13 protein-coding genes are annotated in these 17,539 nt (G+C 63.8%); 7 read left to right on the top strand and 6 right to left on the bottom strand.

Annotated elements, in window-relative coordinates; all coding sequences use genetic code 11:
• The first annotated feature begins 28 nt into the window (after positions 1-28).
• The gene (locus HV744_RS05730; protein ID WP_175148570.1) at positions 29-1,513 is read left to right on the top strand and encodes an MFS transporter; all 1,485 of its coding nucleotides are present in this window, start codon (positions 29-31) and stop codon (positions 1,511-1,513) included.
• 70 nt (positions 1,514-1,583) lie between these two features.
• Here the strand turns inward: HV744_RS05730 and HV744_RS05725 are convergent, their stop codons facing one another.
• Entirely contained in the window at positions 1,584-1,724 is a 141-nt protein-coding gene (locus HV744_RS05725; RefSeq protein ID WP_175148569.1) for a hypothetical protein, read from the bottom strand.
• A gap of 148 nt (positions 1,725-1,872) precedes the next feature.
• Positions 1,873-3,474: a hypothetical protein gene (locus HV744_RS05720; RefSeq protein ID WP_246278954.1), complete on the bottom strand. Its 1,602-nt coding sequence runs from the start codon at positions 3,472-3,474 to the stop codon at positions 1,873-1,875.
• Here HV744_RS05720 and HV744_RS37150 point away from each other — a divergent pair.
• Together HV744_RS37150 and HV744_RS05715 are read left to right on the top strand one after the other, a co-directional pair.
• On the top strand, positions 3,458-3,841 hold the full coding sequence (locus HV744_RS37150; protein WP_246278953.1) for a hypothetical protein: 384 nt from the start codon (positions 3,458-3,460) through the stop codon (positions 3,839-3,841). The two genes, HV744_RS05720 and HV744_RS37150, sit on opposite strands and share 17 nt — an antisense overlap.
• Before the next feature lie 834 nt (positions 3,842-4,675).
• Positions 4,676-5,761 (top strand): glycosyltransferase family 4 protein, encoded by a 1,086-nt coding sequence (locus HV744_RS05715; RefSeq protein WP_175148567.1) that lies wholly within the window; start codon positions 4,676-4,678, stop codon positions 5,759-5,761.
• A gap of 34 nt (positions 5,762-5,795) precedes the next feature.
• Here the strand turns inward: HV744_RS05715 and HV744_RS05710 are convergent, their stop codons facing one another.
• The 4 genes from HV744_RS05710 to HV744_RS05695 all read right to left on the bottom strand — a co-directional run bounded on the left by HV744_RS05710 (position 5,796) and on the right by HV744_RS05695 (position 11,405).
• On the bottom strand, positions 5,796-8,183 hold the full coding sequence (locus HV744_RS05710; RefSeq protein WP_175148566.1) for a PIG-L family deacetylase: 2,388 nt from the start codon (positions 8,181-8,183) through the stop codon (positions 5,796-5,798).
• 131 nt (positions 8,184-8,314) lie between these two features.
• Positions 8,315-8,767, bottom strand: a complete 453-nt coding sequence (locus HV744_RS05705; RefSeq protein ID WP_175148565.1) for a GDP-mannose mannosyl hydrolase — start codon at positions 8,765-8,767, stop codon at positions 8,315-8,317.
• Between the two features lie 75 nt (positions 8,768-8,842).
• Positions 8,843-8,992: a hypothetical protein gene (locus tag HV744_RS05700; protein WP_175148564.1), complete on the bottom strand. Its 150-nt coding sequence runs from the start codon at positions 8,990-8,992 to the stop codon at positions 8,843-8,845.
• A gap of 112 nt (positions 8,993-9,104) precedes the next feature.
• The gene (locus tag HV744_RS05695) at positions 9,105-11,405 is read right to left on the bottom strand and encodes a hypothetical protein (RefSeq protein ID WP_175148563.1); all 2,301 of its coding nucleotides are present in this window, start codon (positions 11,403-11,405) and stop codon (positions 9,105-9,107) included.
• Positions 11,406-12,204: 799 nt separating this feature from the next.
• Between HV744_RS05695 and HV744_RS05690 the strand changes: the two genes are divergently transcribed.
• The 4 genes from HV744_RS05690 (at position 12,205) to HV744_RS05675 (ending at position 17,524) form a co-directional block, all read left to right on the top strand.
• Positions 12,205-13,188: a GlxA family transcriptional regulator gene (locus HV744_RS05690; RefSeq protein WP_175148726.1), complete on the top strand. Its 984-nt coding sequence runs from the start codon at positions 12,205-12,207 to the stop codon at positions 13,186-13,188.
• An 89-nt stretch (positions 13,189-13,277) separates the two neighbouring features.
• The gene (locus HV744_RS05685) at positions 13,278-14,876 is read left to right on the top strand and encodes a sugar phosphate nucleotidyltransferase (RefSeq protein ID WP_175148562.1); all 1,599 of its coding nucleotides are present in this window, start codon (positions 13,278-13,280) and stop codon (positions 14,874-14,876) included.
• A 54-nt stretch (positions 14,877-14,930) separates the two neighbouring features.
• Positions 14,931-16,316, top strand: a complete 1,386-nt coding sequence (locus tag HV744_RS05680) for an undecaprenyl-phosphate glucose phosphotransferase (protein ID WP_175148561.1) — start codon at positions 14,931-14,933, stop codon at positions 16,314-16,316.
• 68 nt (positions 16,317-16,384) lie between these two features.
• Positions 16,385-17,524: a polysaccharide biosynthesis/export family protein gene (locus tag HV744_RS05675; RefSeq protein ID WP_175148560.1), complete on the top strand. Its 1,140-nt coding sequence runs from the start codon at positions 16,385-16,387 to the stop codon at positions 17,522-17,524.
• Positions 17,525-17,539 lie beyond the last annotated feature (15 nt).

Below are 17,539 nucleotides of genomic sequence, written 5' to 3'. Positions count from 1 at the left end.
GACCGGAACTCAGCAACGGAGACAAACAATGAAATCGTCGAATCAAGCGGTGTATGCAGCAGCGGTCGGCGATGCCGGCGCGCTGGGCGGTTTGCCTGCGGGCACGGACACGTCGGCGGGCGGGCGCGCCGGGCAGATCGCGCTGGAGGGCGCGCGCATTTCCGCGCGGCTCGACCGCTTGCCGGCCACCCGTTCGATCTGGAAGCTGGTAATGCTGCTCAGCCTCGGCCTCTTCTTCGAACTCTACGACCTGATGTTCTCCGGCTATATCGCGCCGGGACTCGTGCGCAGCGGCATTCTCACCGCGACCACGCATGGCCTGTTCGGCACCAGCGGCGTCGCGAGTTTCATCGCCGCGCTATTCGCGGGGCTGTTCATCGGCACCGCGGCGTGCGGCTTTCTCGCCGACCGGTTTGGGCGCCGCGCGATCTTCACGTGGTCGCTGCTGTGGTACACGGCGGCCAATATCATCATGGCGTTTCAGGACACAGCGCTCGGGCTCAACTTCTGGCGTTTCATCGCGGGGATCGGCATCGGTGTGGAGATCGTCACGATCGGCACGTACATCTCCGAACTCGTGCCGAAGCATGTGCGCGGCCGCGCGTCGGCCTGCTCGCAGGCAATCGGCTTCTGCGCGGTGCCGATCGTCGCGTTTCTGTCGTATCTGCTGGTGCCGCATCGTTACTTCGGACTCGACGGCTGGCGTCTGGTCGTGCTGACCGGCGTGGTCGGCGCGATCGTGGTGTGGTGGATCCGCCTGCGTTTGCCGGAGAGCCCGCGCTGGCTCGCGCAAAAAGGCCGGATCGACCAGGCCGACGCGGTGATGACGCGCCTCGAAGCGCGCGTGGAACGCGAATCCGGACGCCCGCTGCCGGAGCCCGCGTTGCCCGAGCCGGTGCGCGCGCGAGCGGCGTTTCGCGATCTGCTGGTGCCGCCGTATCGCAAGCGCACGCTGATGCTGATCATCTTCCACGTGTTCCAGACGATGGGCTATTACGGCTTCGCGAACTGGATTCCGACGCTGCTGATCAAGCAGGGCATCACGGTCACGACGAGCCTGATGTACGCGAGCCTCATCGCGATTGCCGCGCCGCTCGGGCCGTTGCTGGGCTTGCTGATTGCCGACCGCTTCGAGCGCAAGACGGTGATCATCCTGATGGCGGGGGTGAACGTGGTGTGCGGGCTGGCGTTCAGCCAGGCGCGCGAGACGGTGCTGCTGGTGAGTCTCGGCGTGTGCCTCGTGCTGGCGGGCAACATCATTTCGTACAGCTACCACGCGTATCAGGCGGAGCTGTTCCCGACCAGCATCCGGGCGCGGGCAGTGGGATTCGTTTATTCGTGGAGCCGGATTTCGGCGATGTTCTCGGCGTTCGTAATCGCCGGGTGTCTGAGCCGCTTCGGCGTGAACGGGGTGTTCGTGTTCATTTCCGGCGCGATGGCGGTGGTGATGGTCGCGATCGGCACGCTTGGACCCAAAACGCGTGACGTCGCGTTGGAGGATATTTCCAGGTAGCCGCTTTTGCCGGCAATGAGTGAGAGAGGGTGAGCGATTCGGCCCGCCTCACGGAGACAGGCCGACTCTGTTAGTGCTTCTTATGGGTCGCCGAAACGGTCGGTGCTACGCGGATCGGCGGCGCGCCCGACGGAGAAGTGGCGGGTTGCGGCTTCTTCTCCTGCTTCGGCTTTTTGACTTCGCGGTTACTGCGCATCTGACCTTTTGCCATGATGGACTCCCAATTGGCGTTTTTCGCTCCACACAGGAGCAGTGAGGTAGTGTGCGCTGATTTTGCCGTTGATGTTGGAGTTTCTGTCTTTTGACGTCCAAAGCCGGTTCAGGCGGCGCGGACCTCGGCCGCGCCGCCCGCTCCCGGCTTACATGCCGAAGTAGCCGACCGGCACCGTCGCGTTCGCCTTCGCCACCGACGCGTTGTTCGACACCACATACACCGGCGACTCGGTCAGGTTCAGCGTCAGCGTACCGTTGCTGTAGTTCGCGCTGGTCGCATTGCCCATCATGTCGACCACATTCACCGTGCCGCTCGTGCCCGGCGCATCCACGGCGAGACTGTACGGCACGCTATAGGTCGAGCTGAAGCCCGTGCTCGCGCTCCACACATTGTTGCTGTGCGCCCACAATGCGGTGATCACCGCGCCGTTGCCCACCTGCTGGAACGCGTACGCGTAGATGCCGTTCGGCGTGCCGTTCACGGGACCGAGCGTGGTGGTGCCGTCGAGCGTGTGCGTCATCGCGCTGATCGCCATTGCGACCGGCTTCGGGCTGAGGTTCTGCGCGCCGAATGCGCCTTGCGCATCGTTCAGATCGAAGAACGTGCCGTAGCCGACTTCGCCCGGATAGTCCGCGCCGTAGAACACGTAGGTCTGATCCGCGCCTTCGCCGAGCGTGATGATGTGCATGCGCGCCGCGACCGCCGCTTGCGCGTACAGCACGTTCGCGCCCGGATAGTTCGGACCATACGAGCTGCCGAGGTCGTAGCTGATGCCGGCTTCGGTCGAAAACAGCTTCATGCCCGTGCGATAGTCGGTGGCCATTTCCGCGCGCAGATTGCGCATCTGGCCGCGCAACGAACCGTCGGCGGTCGACGGGTCGCTGTCGTAGCGCTCGGGCGGATGCGACGGCGAGGTGCCCGCGTCGTAGTAGCCGTGCGTGGCCACCGCGTCGATGTATTGCGCGTAGCCGAGCGGCGCGAGGCGTTTCAGATGCGACGTGGTCAGGCTCGGGAACGCATCGGCCGGGCCCATCACCACCGCGTGCGGATCGGTCGAATGAATGCCCTGATAGACCGCCTTGTACAAGGCGACGAAGTTGGCGTCGGTGTCGGCCCACATCTGGTTCGGCTCCCACGTCACCTGATAGTAGTTGGCCGACTGGGTCGGGAAGTACGCGGCGCGAATCGCATTCGATTCGGTGCCGACGCGGCTCATGTAGGTCTGGTAGTACGACAGGTCGGCCGGCACGTGGGTGTCGTCCTGGTACGCGCCGCTGCTGCTCGCCCACGCGGGAATCCCGTCGAGACGGATCAGGCGCATCACCTTGCCGGACTTGTAGAACGGATCGAGGTTATCGGCCGACGGGTTGAAGGTGTTCGGTCCGTTCGGCTCCGTGCCCGAGAGCTCGCGGTCGTCGATGGTCGACGAAATGCCGAGTGCCGCCAGCAGCGGACCGTTGTCGTTGGCGCCCTGCATGCCGAAGCGATGCTGCTCCTGACGCGCATAGGTGACGGCGGGAACCACGCCGGACAGGTTCGGCGTCACGCCGAAGGTCGCGATGCCGACCGGGCGCGTGCCGGCTTGCGGCAACTGGCCGCCGTTCTGCGCGAGCGTGCCGGTCGCCGCGAAATAACCGGCGAGCGTGGAGGTGCAATTGAACGTGATGGTCTTCGCGCCGCTCGGCACGGGCGTGCTGCCGCTCGCCGCAACTTTGCCGAGTGTGTCGGTGATGGCCCAGTTCAACATGTCCGCGCTCGGCACGTTGGTGCTGAAGGCGAGGTTGAAGGTGCTGCCGTTCGCGAAGATGCGCGTGCCGTCCGCGCTGGGGGTGTCCGCGGCAAGCGTCGCGCTGCCCGTGCCTGCCGAGGTGGCCGGCGACGTGCAGCTCAGCTTTGCGACTGCGGTGCCTGCCGCGTTCAGCGCGGTGGCACCGTTGCTGCTGTTGCTACTGCTGTTGCCCGCAGCTGCCGAGCCGGTTGCGCTGTTGCTGCTGCCGTTGGCCTGGGTTGCCGCAGTGCTGCCGGCACTGTCGCCGCCACCACCGCCGCCGCATCCGGCGAGCGCGAGGGACAGGGTCGAGAGTAGGAGTAGTTGCGATTTCATCAATCTGTGAGCAATGCTTTAGCTGAACATCCGTCCATCTCTTCGCGCGCAGCGCGTCGGGAGACAGGCGAACCTCGGGTTCTTCTGCAAGCCAGCCGATGACAAGGCTTCGGCACTGGCGTCCTGGGTACGCAACCGTCGGGTTGCGTGAAGCTGATGCCTTCCCGGGTTGCCGGCGCCGCACGAGTTTCTCGTCGGAGAAATTCAGATCGCACGAATCCCTGCCGCGGATTGCAGCGGTTCTGGCGGAATCGGACGACCAGGGCAGGTACGACGAAAACAACCGGTGGCTTGCGGAACAGCGCGACTCACATCGCAGCGCTTGACTTCATGGCGCCAGACAACGAACTTTCTACTGTTCCGTAAGCTAGCGAGTCATGAAAAGGAAGAATCGACCGCAACGATACGCATTAGTCTGCTTAAAAGAAGTAACGAGTCGTTACGTATGAACAATGATGAAGTACTAATTGCATTGTGCAGACTAAAAATTGGTCGGTGGAAAGTGGTCTTTATCCGCCAATTCGAACAGGGCGGATCAATTGAAACGGATGCCTAACTGTCCAGATCAGACAAAAGAGCCTGGATATGGGCGCTAGCACTCATTCGATAGCCGAAGAGGTCTTGGGGTTGGCGTAAAAGTGCTGGGCCTTCGGTGTAAGGTTTCCTCGCGACACTGACTTCGCAGCGGACCTGTCGCTGAATACCGAGCCGATGACGCGTTCCGCACGGAGGAGCGCGCCTCGTAAACGAAGATGCGATGCCGACGTTACTTGGGGGCGACAACTAACGGGGGCGGCTTGTCCATCCGCTGCGCAAAAAAGGCGGTTATCCAGAGAGATAAATCGTGAGGATTCTTCAACTGGTTCATGCACCGCGGTTGTCCGGAGCAGAAGTACTTGTCAAAGGTGTCGCGATTCACCATCAGCGCGCGGGGCATGAAGTCTGCATTGCGTCGCTGCTGCCGCAGCAGGACGACTTCGCCGACATTCGCGCCGAACTTCAGGCTGCGGGCGTCACCTGCATGTTCCCCACGGTTCACTACGGCAGAGTAGGCAAGCTGCTGCACCTGTATCGCGTGGTGCGGCAGTTCCGGCCCGACTTCATCGTCGCTCATGCAACGCTCGCCGCGCTGTACGTGCGGCTTCTGCCTGTCCATACGCCGATCGCGTGGGTCATGCATTCCGGCGTCAACGACTTCGAGAACGGCGCGCTCAAACGGGCCGAACGCCTGTTGTCGCGCCGGGCGAGGGCGGTCATCGGCGTGTCGCAGCAAAATCTCGACGACTATCTGCGGGAGATCGGCCGACATCCGTCGATGGTCGTGATTCCCAATGGCGTGGATGCGTCGCTATTCGCGGAAGACAAGAGCGTGGCTTCGCTTGAGGTTGGCGCGCCCGCGAAGCAGATCGTGCAGATCGGCCGCTATATCGAAGGCAAGAGCCAGCTCGACACGATCCGCGCATTCCAGCGCGTGTTGCAAAGCGAACCGGACGCGCATCTGTTGTTTTGCGGGGTCCTTGAAGATCTCGACTATCACGCGGCGGTGTTGGCGCTCGTGCGTCAGTTCGGTCTGGAGAGCAAGGTGACGGTAGGCGGACCGCGCTCCGATGTGGCCGCGATCCTGCGCTCCTCGCGCGTGTTCGCGATGCCTTCGCGCTTCGAGGCGCAGAGCATCGGTTTTCTTGAAGCGCTTGCGTCGGGCATTCCTGTGGTGGCGAGCCGGATTCCGTCGTTCGGTTTTGCGAGCGCGTTTGCCGGCGTGAGTCTGGTCGATACGACCGACCCCGACGCGTATGGCCGCGCGCTGCTGCACGCGCTCGACACGCCACGCGCGAAGCGGCAGCTGGCGGGCTACACGCTGCACGACACGGCGGATCGCTACATGTCGATCGCGCGGAAATTCGTTCAGCCGTTGCGGGTATCGGCCTGATTGGCTTGATTGGCCTTGCGCGGACCGGCCCGCGCTACTGCGCCAGGCGGTCGATTCGCACGGTCTCCGAGAAGAGCCCCGGCAACTCGCCGAGATCCTGGGCCGCGCGCAAAGCGAAACCGTTTCCTGACGCATACGCATAGCGCGACAGCGCCGGTGCGCCGCCGGTGAAATAGAAATCCCCGAGCGTCGCGTCGCTTCGCCGATACAGCACGAGTGCCGCGCCTCGTTTGTCGCGCACGAAAGCCGGAAAGACATCCGACCATGACATGCCGTGCAGTGTCGTCGCCTGGACCGGCGCACTCGCCGCGTTGCTCATGTCGAGCGTAGCGATGTCGATCTTCGCGTCCTCGCTCGTTTCATCGGGATGCGGGGTCAGCAGAATCAGCGTGTTGCCGTCTTTGTCGTGCACGGCCCCTACTGCGACCTTCACGAAGTCGGGGGCGAAATTCGGCGGCAATAGTTTGCGCTCGCCGATGGTCATGCGGGTGCCGTCGTCGGCAATCGGCGTGAGCGCGAGCCGGCCGTCCACGTTCTCCACCGCGACCAGCGACGCGCGCGATCCCGCAGTCTGAAGCGGCAGCAACTGGGCGTTCTGCCGCAAGGTTTTTGCCTGCGCTAAAAGCGTCGGCGCCGAGCCGGTCGATCCTTGCGATGAAGCCAACCAGAGATCGATTCCGCTATCGGGCCGTTTTTGCGCGATCAGCACGCCGGCCCGGCGGGTTCCGGCGAACTCCGCCGCCACGTATTGCTGCGTCAGTTCGGGCTTGAACGCCCCGCTGGTCTGCAACCACAGGCGCGGCGTCTCGAAGCGCTCACCGTTACTGCGCAGCAGCCAGAATGCGGTGCCGCCCTGACGCGCGGTGATCACCATCAGATCCTGCTTGCCGTCGCCATCGAAATCGCCGAGCACGAAGCGCGCGCTGTCGAAGCACAGTGAGTCGGCGGTGCAGCTCGGCGCTGTGGCGTGCGGATCGAAGCGCACGGCGCTGGCATACCAGAGCACCGGCGGCGCGGCCTTGGCGAGCGACGCGGCGTACACGTTGAAGCCCGGGCCGTCGTGTTGCCGCTGCACATACACCGCGGACTGCTCGCCCGCGCCGGCAAGGTCGCCATACATCGCGGTGGCGAGCCTCAGGTCGTTGGCCTGGCTGCGTTGCGTGGCGGCCCACCGGTAGCGCGCAGTGAGCGACGTGCAGCCGCGCATCGTGAGCTTGCCGTCGTTTTCGCCGAGGCAATGCCGCTGCGGCGTGTAGACGAGGCCAAAGTCCCACGGCGTCCAACGCTGCGCCATGTCCCATTGATCGCAGGTCTCGGAGACCAGATAGCCGTCGCGTTCGGCAATACATTGCGAGGTCGCGACGCTGACGAGCGCGGCGTTGCGCGTATTGCCAGGATAGACGCTCAGCGGTTCCCAGCGCCATTGCTGCGCGGCTGACCCGTTGCAGGCGGCGAGCGTCGGCGCCTCGCCGGCGCCTGCGGAGCTCACGCAACGGCTCGCCGCGGCATTGAACAGTGGTACCGGACGCGCCTGAAAATCCGGCACGCGCCGATCCGCGCGGTCGGCAAACGCGTAGCGGCGCGCCACCCAGTTGCCATCCCATTGAAACTCGCCGAACACATGCGACGACTCGCTGCCGTCGATCGAGAAGTAGCTGGCGACGATATCGCGCTTGCGTTGCACTTCGGCCGACGGAAGATTGGCAGGCCAGCCGCCGGTCGGGTAGGTGACGTGATAGACGATCGGCACGCTCTTGCCCAGCGTCTGCGCGACGTGGCGTGTGATGCGCGCGGCGTAGATGTGATCGGGGTGCTCGATGAACGGCACGGTATCCGGATTGAGCGTGTAGATCTCCGACGCCTGCGCGAGGATTGCCTTCAGCGTCGCCGACAGCGCATCGCGATCATATTTCACGCGCCCGGTGCCGTCCTCGTTCATCGGATAGGTGAAGAGCGTGGCGTGCTGTTCCCACAGCAGACCGAGCGGCACGCGCCCGCCGCGCACGCCGCCGCCCGGCAGGCGCAATTCGAGCAGGCGCACCTGCGGCTTCGCTTTCAACACCATCTGGTGCACGAACTTGCCGGCCAGCGCAAGGTTCGATTCGATCCAGTCGTCGGGTACGCCCGCCATGCGCGCGTACGCGAGCCGCGAGGCCCGCTCGCGCGTCTGCACGTACGCGAAGTCCGCACCGTTGGCGCCGCCGATCAGATGCACGGTGGTGATGCACCATCCGGCGTCGAGCCGCTCGTTGATCGCGGGGTCCACGAACAGCAGGTCGTCGTCGAGGTGCGCGACCACGGTGACCAGCGTGCCGGCGCTGCAAACGGCCGCACGCACCGGGCCCGAAAGCACCGCGAAGAAGACCAGCGCGAGAAAAGCAACGGATGAATCGCGAACGAGCCTGGCTACCGATGAACGCATGGTGATTCGAGCCCCTGACAGTGGGCTCGATCATACTTCAGTGGAATCGCCCGCCATGTTGGCGAACTCACAATGAGCGGCACATTGCGCAGCGCCGATGGTTCAGCGCGGCGGCCATGTGTGCACTTGCGTTAGCGGAAATACGCCTTGGTGTTCTCGTGGACGTCGGCGCGCGCCAGCAGTTCCGCGGGCGCGAGCCAGAGGTACTCGCTGTGCTGGTCGGGCCGGCCGATCGGCGCGGTGCTGGCGAGCGACAGCGCATAGGCGAGCACGATGTAGTGAGTCGACACGTCCGGCTCGGCCGCGAAGTTATCGCTGTAGTGATGCTCGAAGACGCCCTCGAAGCGCGCGGCCGAGCGCGTCAGATTCGCGATGCCCAATTCGGCGTCGGCAATGCGCGCGAACGCCGCGTCGAGGGTTTCGTCCTTATGAATGCGGCCGCCCGGAACGAACCACGTGCCGCGCGCGGGACGGTTGCGGCGATGGCCGATCAGGATGCGCCCATCGGCGTCGCTGACGATCAGATCGATTGCGACCAGGGGCGTCAGACGAACCACGTCCAGGAAATCGATTTGCGTCAGCATGCGTTCTCCCACAGGTCGGGCGCCGGTTGAATCCGCCGTGTTCGTCAGGCGATTGCCGAGGCGTTCGTCAGCGGACTAATAGTCGCGATGATTCTCGTCGTTTCGCGTGAGCCGGTTTGACGCGTTCGCCAGCAGCAGCGCCAGCGCGATTGCGCCGATCGTCACAAAGAGGAGCGCACCGACCATCGCGGCGAGCACCAGCATTATCCATGCAAGGCCGTTCATAGGCGGCTCCAGCGTGTTGTCAGGCATGCTAACCCGGCACTGCCCGGATGCTATGTGCGCCAGCAAGCGCCGAACCTGTCACATCGCGCCGAACTATCGTCACATCGCGCCGCTAGCGCGCCACGTAGCCCTCGGGTGTGGTGACCGCATCCCTGAACACGTCGGCGTTGCTGGAGACCACATAAATCGGCGCGGGCGATAGCTTCAGCGCGGCCAAGCCGTCGTGGTACGGCACGCTCGTCGCGTTACCCATCATGTCGAACGCCGTCACTTCGCCGTTCGTGCCGGGTGCGTCGACCCGCAGGCGGTAGTCCACGCTCTGGCTCGCATCGAAGCCAGTTTTCGCGTTCCATTTGTCGTTGTCGTGCATCCATAGCGCGGTCACGATCTTGCCGCCGCCGAGCCGGCGGAACGCGTACGCGTAGACGCCCTTGGGCACGCCTTTGAGCGGCCCGAGCGTAGCGGTGCCGTCGAAGATGCGCGTCATCGCCGCCACCGCGAGCGCGGCCGGCTTCGGGCTGATGTGGGACGGACCGAAGGCGCCGGCCGGTTGATCGAGCTCGAAGAAAATCCCGTAGCCCGCTGCGGTTTCCGGCATATCGGCGAGGTAGAACACGTAGGTCATGTCCGCGCCTTCGCCGAGCAGGATCAGATGCGTGCGCGCGACGACCGCGGCCTGCGCGTACAGCACGTTCGCCCCGGGATAGTTCTTGCCATACGATTCGCCGATGTCGTAACTGATGCCGGTTTCGGTGGCGAACAGCGGCGCGCCTGGTTTCAGGTACTGGCGCAGCTCGTGGCGCAGCGCGCGCATCGCTGCGGGCAGCGCGCCCGGCACGGTGCCCTGGTTGCCAGTGTCGGCGACCCGCTCGGGCGGATGCGAAGGCGTCGTGCCGACGTCGTAGTAACCGTGCACGCTCATGCCGTCCATATAGCGGCCGATGCCGAGCGGACCGAGACGGCGCATCCACGTCACGTTGCCTTGCACCGACGAATAGGTGAGACCCATCACCACTGCGTGCGGATCGGTCTGATGGATGCCTTCCCAGACCGCCTTGTACATCGCGATGAAATTCGCGTCGCCGTCGCGCCACGGCAGTCCGCCGTCCGCGTCCGGCTCCCAGGTCACCTGATAGTAGTTGTCGCGCTGCCTGGGGAAGTAGGTCGTGCGGACGCGGTTCGACTCGGCGCCCACTTTTGCCATGTAGTCCTTCATTTGCGCGAGCGAGGTCGGCGCATAGCTGTGGGTTTCCTTGCCGGTCGGACTGACCCAGTACGGAATGCCGTCGAGCTGGATCAGCCGCATGATGTCGCCGCGCCGGAAGAACGGCGTGAGCTGCTTCGTCTGCGGGTCGAAGGCGCCGGCTTTTTTCGGCTCCTCCATATACCAGTTGCGATTGTCGTTCACCCACGACAGGCCGAGCGCGGTGTAGACCGGGCGGTAACCGTCGCCGTCGCAGCAATGCTGGCCGGGCGCGAGATAGGCGGTGCCCTGTCCGCCGAAACGATGCAAATCGTCATAGGGAAAGCGCACTGCGGATAAAGCGGACGACAGGTCCGGCAGCACGCCGAAGGTGGCGATGCCCGCGGGGCGGGTGCCGCGCGACTCGAGTTGCCCGTGTGCGCGTTCCAGCGAGGCGGAGACCGCGAAGTAACCGGCGACGGTAGACGCGCAACTGAGCGTCGACAGTGTTGGACCCGCGGCAATCGGGAAGCGCCCGCTCGCCCGCACGACGTTCCAGCTATCGCGGATCTGCCAGTTGAGCGTGTCGTTTTGTGTCGGGCGTGCCGTGAAGACGAGTGCGAACGGTTGGTTGGCCGCGAACAGGCGTGTGCCGTCGCTCGGGGTGTCGGCTTCGAGCAGATCGCCATTCGCCGCCGCGCGCACTGGCGACGACGGTACGGCGCAACGCAGGCCTTGTCCGGGCGGTGCCTTCAGATCGACCGGCGCAGCGCTCGCGCTGGACTGCGCGGCGGCATCCTTGAGCGCTGCAGCCGCGGTTGCCGGCGCGGGCGGCGCGCTTGAATTCGCCGCGGTTTGCGCAACCGCGCAGCGCTTCTCGACACCGGGCGCAGGATCGCCAAACACGCCGTTATTGCATTCGGCGCTATTCGAAAACGTTTTCACGACATGCTGTTCGACGGTGCCATACAGCACGTCACGCGTGCCGTCGAAGCGGCAGGTGCCGTACTCCGCCGCGCACGGCATCCACTTTCTGCCGTCGGCGGTGATCTCGGCATTGCTCACGCCTTTCGGCTCCGACGACTCGGCATTGGCCGCGCCGCATTGAGCCGCTGTGAGGCCGAGCACGATGAAGGCAGCCGCCGAGGCGGCAACGCGCAGCGTTCGTTCGTGAGCGGCAAGTGCCCCAGCGAGTGTTCGCAGAGCGCGGTATTCGCGTACATTCGACATGTGTTCCCCGTCTCGTTCTCGGCATTTTCTTCCGACGACGCGTCGTCGAACTACTAGTTCACCAGGTCAGAACGGCCTTCTTCTGCCTCTCGCGCAAATCTGTTGCGGAAACCGCATAGTCTATTTCCGCAATTCATTGGCGGAATCTAACCGGTCCTCACTCGACACAATCGGCCATTGGCCCGCCTATTGCCCGGCGGGCTAAAGTTGTCTTATATCCGTGTTTCACGTTTGCAACATTAATCGCCATCTTTATATTCACGATAACCAATAACAACCAATTAAATAATTTTGTCGGCATCTAAAGTGTTTATATTGGATGCTGGTTTCTCTCATTGTACCCCGCTACATGAATTGTCAGAAGAAATTCGACTGGCGCGGGCCCGGCAAATACTGCTGCAGTAAAGGCGGCCACACTCATTCTGATGATCCGGCGGCAAAAGGTCACTTCAATTATACGTATTAACGGGCGGATCAAATTGTAAGTTAGTCGTTTTCGAGTGGTCGCGTAGTGTGCGCTGGCGTACGCAATGGTCTTTTAATTTGCATTAAGATTCGCAAAACGCCTATTCATTCATATGTGGAATCGCCGGCTAATTCATTGAAAGGCGGGTGATTCCGGGGGCGTTCCGAATTGCACTGGCCGGTGACGTCGCCAATACGCCAGCATGTCTGCGCTTTCGGTCATGGCGGCTAAATACTGGATTGGCCGTCGCTATGATGCACTGCACAGAGTCGGCTTTTCTTTGTGGCCGGAATAAGGTGAAGAGTAGATCCGTTTTCTGTCGAGAGGATGACTATGACCTGCGCGAGTCTCGAGTCTGCAATGCTGCGCTGGGTGCACGCTCCGAACAAGGGTATGCGTCGCATCGCGATACTGATGTTCAACGACTGCTCGCTGCAGGGTGCCGGCGTCGTTGCCGAGGTCTTCCAGGCAGCGAATGAACTGGCATCGTCCGGCTCCGGTGGTTGGTTGTACGACGTTTCTTTTCTGTCGGCCGATGGCGGCATGGTGACTTCGTCGTCCGCGCTGCGGGTGTGGACGGACGGACTCGACGCGCGGCATTACGGCGGCTTCGATGCGTTGTACGTTGCGGGCGGCAAGGGCGCATGCGCCGCCGCCGGCGACGAGCGACTGATTGCGTGGCTGCGCCGCGTGCGCCGCAACACCGGCATGATCCGGCCGATCGCGGAGGGCCGCGTGCTGCTCGAGGCGGCGTACGTACCGGATGGCAAGGAAGGCGGCGATTTCCATCAGCAGACGAATGGCGCACGGCAGCCTGAACCGGCCGCCGATGCGGGCGACCGTCTCGAATCGATGCGCAGCGCGCTCGCAATGATCAAGCGCGACCTCGGCGGCGCCACCGCGCGCGCGGTGGCCGAACGCCTGCTCGCCGATTCGTGCTCGAACCTCGCGCCGCTGCTTGGCGAAGACGGTGCCTTGAGCCCCGGCGACAAGGTCCGCGCGGCGGCTCGCTGGCTGCAAGAGAATTGCCAGCAGGCGATTTCGATCGCCGACGCGGCGCAGTTCGCCGCGATGAGCGAGCGCAACTTTCTGCGCCGCTTCAAGATGGAAATGGGCATCACGCCGTCGAGCTTTCTGCTGCACGAACGACTCGCGGTGACGTGCAGCCTGTTGACCGAATCGGAATTACCGGTCGACAAGATTGCCCGGCGCACCGGCATGGGCAACGGCGACCGCCTTGCGAAAGTGTTCCGCAAGCGGATGAGAATCTCTCCTACCGAATTCAGAATTCAAAGCCGCCGGATGGTCGGCGAATAGCGCGAACGGGGCCGGCCTGACGGCCGTGCGAGGAGCGCGGCGGCGGGGAAGTATTTCCTTGGACTTTGAGAATTATAAGGAATCCGAATATGGTGACTCAGGGAGCTGGAAGCGCCGCGTCAGTCGGACCGGACGACGCGGATGCCGCAGCGGCGGGCGCGCGTTGCGCGCACATCGTCCCGGTCATTCTTGCTGGCGGCTCGGGTACGCGGCTGTGGCCCGTGTCGCGCGAAAACTTTCCGAAGCAACTGATCGACGTGGTCGGCTCCGACTCGCTGCTGCAGGCAACCGCGCGGCGCATGGACGGCTTTCCGGCCGGCTGGAACGTGGACGTTGCGCCGATCATCGTGTGCGGCGAAGAGCATCGCTTCGTCATTGCGGAACAGCTTCATGAAAACGGCGTCGACGCTCGTCTTATTGTGGAACCGGCACGCCGCGATACGGCACCGGCATTGACGCTGGCGGCATCGCTCGCGTGTGCGGACGGCGGTGATGCGATTCTGGTGGTGATGCCGGCCGACCATTCGATTGCGGATGTGCGGGCGTTGCAAGGCGCACTGGAATGCGCGGCGCGCTACGCGGAGCGGGGCGCGATCGCAACGCTCGGCGTGCCGCCCACGCGTCCAGACACGGGCTTCGGCTATATCCGGATCGGCGCCGAACTGGGCGACGGCGGCCATGCGATCGACGGTTTCGTCGAGAAGCCCGCGGAAGAAATTGCCGCGCAGTACGTCGCGGCCGGCACGTATTGGTGGAATAGCGGCATCTTCATCGTTCGTGCGAGCGTGTGGCTCGACACGCTCAAGCGCCTGCAGCCCGATATGCACACGGCTTGCGAGCGCGCGTTTGCCGGCGGCCGGACCGATGGCGCGGTGTTCCGTCCGCTCGTGGACGCGTTTCTCGGCGTGTCCGCGGATTCGATCGACTACGCGGTGATGGAGCGTCTGACCGACACCGCCGGCGCGGAGCCGACCGGCGACACGGATAGCACGGATAGCACGGACGGCACGGACGGCACGCTCAGCCGCGCAGCGGATGCGAATCCCGCCGGCGTCGTCGTCAGACTCGATGCCGGCTGGTCCGACCTCGGTTCATGGGACGCCGTCTGGGCCGCGATGGACAAGGACGCCAACGGCAATGCGGGGCGCGGACGGGTCGCGTTCGAAGGCGCGGTGTCGAGCTACGCGCATTCGGAAGGACGGCTGGTCGCGTGCGTCGGCACGACCGACGTGGTGGTGGTCGAAACCGCCGACGCCGTGCTGGTGGTCGACCGCTCGCACGTGCAGGACGTGAAGGGGCTGGTGTCGCGCATCAAGGCGCAGCACGCGCCCGAGGCCGACGCGCATCGCAAGGTGCGCCGTCCTTGGGGGTTCTACGATTCGATCGACCGCGGCGAGCGTTTCCAGGTCAAGCGCATCGTCGTCACACCGGGCGCGAAGCTGTCGCTGCAACTGCATCACCACCGGGCCGAACACTGGGTGGTGGTGCGCGGCACGGCGCTCGTCACGCGCGGCGAAGAGCAGTTCCTGCTGAGCGAAAACGAATCGACCTACATCCCGCTCGGCACTCGCCACCGGCTTGAAAACCCGGGGAAAGTGCCGCTCGAAATCATTGAAATCCAGTCAGGCGCCTATCTGGGCGAAGACGACATTGTGAGGTTCAACGACAACTACGGCCGCTGCTCCTAAGCAGCACGCCGGGACTCAACTGCGGACAAGAACGGCAAGAACGAGGTAAGCAAAATGCGCAAGTTTCAGGATTTGCTCGCGCGAGTTTTCGATGTCGCTTTGGTGTTGGTGGGTGCGGCGGTGGCGTCGCAGATCCGCTTCGACTACCTCGCGCAATCGGGGTTCTATTGGGCGCTCGTGATGTTTTCCGCCGCGTTCGCGCTGGCGATCTTCCCGGCGTTCGGCGTCTACGAATCGTGGCGCGGCCGCTCCAAGCTGGCGCTGGCCGGCCAGGTCTCGCTCGCGTGGCTGATGGTGCAGGTATGTGCGCTGGTCATGATGTATTCGCTGCATCGCATCGACTTCGTCTCGCGGCTGTGGTTCTCGTACTGGACCGCCGTGACGGGCGGCCTGCTGATCTCGTACCGGCTGATCACGCACGCGGTGCTGGCGCGCGCGCGCGGCGCCGGCATGAACCTGCATCAGGTCGCGATCGTCGGCAGCGGCTCGCAATGCGACGCCATTATTCGGCGCATCGAATCCGCGCCGACCGCCGGCTTTCGCGCGACCGCCGTCTACAACACGAAGTCGGACGTGTCGGCCGTGATGAACCCGCGCGTGCCGGTCTTCGATACCGTCGACGCGCTGGCGGAATACATCCGCACGAACGATGTGCACGAACTCTGGCTGATGCTGTCGCTGACCGAGGAGCCGCTGATCTGCGCGCTGATCGGCGAGTTCCGCGACGACCTGGTGAATATCCGCTTCATGCCGGACGTGCGCAGCCACGCGCTGTTCGAAGGCAGCGGCGTGATCGACCTGCTCGGCGTGCCGGCGATCAATCTGGTCGCCTCGCCGCTGTCCGCCAGTTCGATGCTGAAGAAGGAAATCTTCGACCGGCTATTCGCGGCCGCCGCGCTGATCGGTCTCGCGCCGATCTTGCTGGCGATTGCGATCGCGGTGAAGCTCTCGTCGCGCGGGCCGGTTCTGTTCAAGCAGAAACGCAAGGGCGCCGACGGCCGGGTCTTCACGATCTACAAGTTCCGCTCGATGCGTCTGCATACCGAGGCCAAAGGCACGCTCAGCCAGGCGACCCGCCACGACAAGCGTGTGACGAAAGTCGGCGCGTTCCTGCGCCGCACGAGCCTCGACGAGCTGCCGCAATTTTTCAACGTGTTGCGTGGCGACATGTCGGTCGTTGGACCGCGTCCCCATGCACTCGAGCACGACGACCTCTATCAGAAAGTGGTCGCGGGCTACATCAATCGCTATCGGATCAAGCCGGGGATTACGGGTTGGGCGCAGATCAACGGCTTTCGTGGCGAGACTGACCGCATCGAAAAGATGGAGCGTCGAGTCGAACATGACCTGTATTACCTGGGGCATTGGTCGTTCGCACTCGACATGCGGATTATCGGCGCGACGATTGTCGCTGGACTGGTGCATCGAAACGCTTACTAAGTAGTTAACAAACGCGCCTGGCGCTGCCTCCATCGAGAACAGCCGCCGTGGCGCACGGAGGAAACATCATGAGCTCACTTGGTTTACGCACGGGAAGTCTCCTGGTTTTCGCTACTGCAACATTGCTTGCCGGATGCGGGATCGTCCCCGGCCAACGGATGATCACGCCAGCCGCGATTCAGGATACAGGTGGCGATTTCAGCACCGAGGCATCGCAGCAACAGCAGATACCGATTACCGATATCAACCTGTCGCTGCTGCACAAGATGAATGAGGCGCAGACGTCCTCGGCACTCTCGCCGCAGACACTCGGGCTGTTCGGCAAACCGGCCGCGTACCGGGTCGGCCCCGGCGATGTGCTGCAGATCGTCGTGTGGGACCACCCGGAGCTCGCCGCCGCGCTTGGACAGCCGCCGCAGAATGCGCGTACTTCGGATGCGATGCCCGGCTTCCTGATCGACGAACACGGCGACATCCAGTTTCCGTACGCGGGCACGGTGCACGTGGCCGGCAAGGACGCCGCGACGATCCAGAAGGAACTGCATAGCCGCCTGAGCAAGGTGTACCAGAAGCCCGAAGTGACAGTGCGGGTGGCGTCGTTCCGCGCGTCGCAGATCTACATCGACGGCGAAGTGCGCACGCCTGGCGCCCAATCGTTCAACGATATCCCGATGTCGCTGATGATGGCGATCAACCAGGGCGGTGGCTTTAGCCCGAATGCCGACCGCAGCCGCCTCGAACTGATCCGCAACGGCGTCACCTATCACATCAACGTGGACGATCTGATCAAGCGCGGCCGCAACCCGTCGGACATCTATCTGCAGGCGGGCGATTTGCTGCGCGTGGCATCGCGTGAAGACAACGGCGTTTATGTGATGGGCGAAGTCAACAAGCCCGCGACCATCCTGCCGATGCGCAACGGCACGCTGACGCTTTCGCAAGCGATCTCCGAGAGCGGCAGCTTCGACTCGAACACGGCCGCGGCCAGGCAGTTGTTCGTGATCCGCAATTCGACGAGCGAGTCGCCGCAGGTCTACCACCTCGATGCGACCTCGCCGGTGTCGATGGTGCTCGCCAATCAGTTCGAGCTTCAGCCGAAAGACGTCGTGTATGTCGGTCAAGGCGGGCTGGTCCGCTTCAACCGTGTGTTGAACCTGCTGCTGCCGGCGATCAATGCGGCTGTGACGGGCGCCGTGCTGGCGAAATGACAACGCGTGCAACAT

It is taken from the genome of Paraburkholderia ultramafica (genome assembly GCF_902859915.1).
Lineage (GTDB): Bacteria > Pseudomonadota > Gammaproteobacteria > Burkholderiales > Burkholderiaceae > Paraburkholderia > Paraburkholderia ultramafica.
This window is presented reverse-complemented; position numbering and strand designations above follow the sequence as displayed.

Bases quoted from the DNA above. Each gene is read 5' to 3' on its own strand.
- HV744_RS05730 (WP_175148570.1), top strand. From the start codon at position 29: ATGAAATCGTCGAATCAAGCGGTGTATGCAGCAGCGGTCGGCGATGCC.
- HV744_RS05725 (WP_175148569.1), bottom strand. From the start codon at position 1,724: ATGGCAAAAGGTCAGATGCGCAGTAACCGCGAAGTCAAAAAGCCGAAG.
- HV744_RS37150 (WP_246278953.1), top strand. From the start codon at position 3,458: ATGGCCCAGTTCAACATGTCCGCGCTCGGCACGTTGGTGCTGAAGGCG.
- HV744_RS05720 (WP_246278954.1), bottom strand. From the start codon at position 3,474: ATGTTGAACTGGGCCATCACCGACACACTCGGCAAAGTTGCGGCGAGC.
- HV744_RS05710 (WP_175148566.1), bottom strand. From the start codon at position 8,183: ATGCGTTCATCGGTAGCCAGGCTCGTTCGCGATTCATCCGTTGCTTTT.
- HV744_RS05705 (WP_175148565.1), bottom strand. From the start codon at position 8,767: ATGCTGACGCAAATCGATTTCCTGGACGTGGTTCGTCTGACGCCCCTG.
- HV744_RS05700 (WP_175148564.1), bottom strand. From the start codon at position 8,992: ATGAACGGCCTTGCATGGATAATGCTGGTGCTCGCCGCGATGGTCGGT.
- HV744_RS05695 (WP_175148563.1), bottom strand. From the start codon at position 11,405: ATGTCGAATGTACGCGAATACCGCGCTCTGCGAACACTCGCTGGGGCA.
- HV744_RS05690 (WP_175148726.1), top strand. From the start codon at position 12,205: ATGACCTGCGCGAGTCTCGAGTCTGCAATGCTGCGCTGGGTGCACGCT.
- HV744_RS05685 (WP_175148562.1), top strand. From the start codon at position 13,278: ATGGTGACTCAGGGAGCTGGAAGCGCCGCGTCAGTCGGACCGGACGAC.
- HV744_RS05680 (WP_175148561.1), top strand. From the start codon at position 14,931: ATGCGCAAGTTTCAGGATTTGCTCGCGCGAGTTTTCGATGTCGCTTTG.
- HV744_RS05675 (WP_175148560.1), top strand. From the start codon at position 16,385: ATGAGCTCACTTGGTTTACGCACGGGAAGTCTCCTGGTTTTCGCTACT.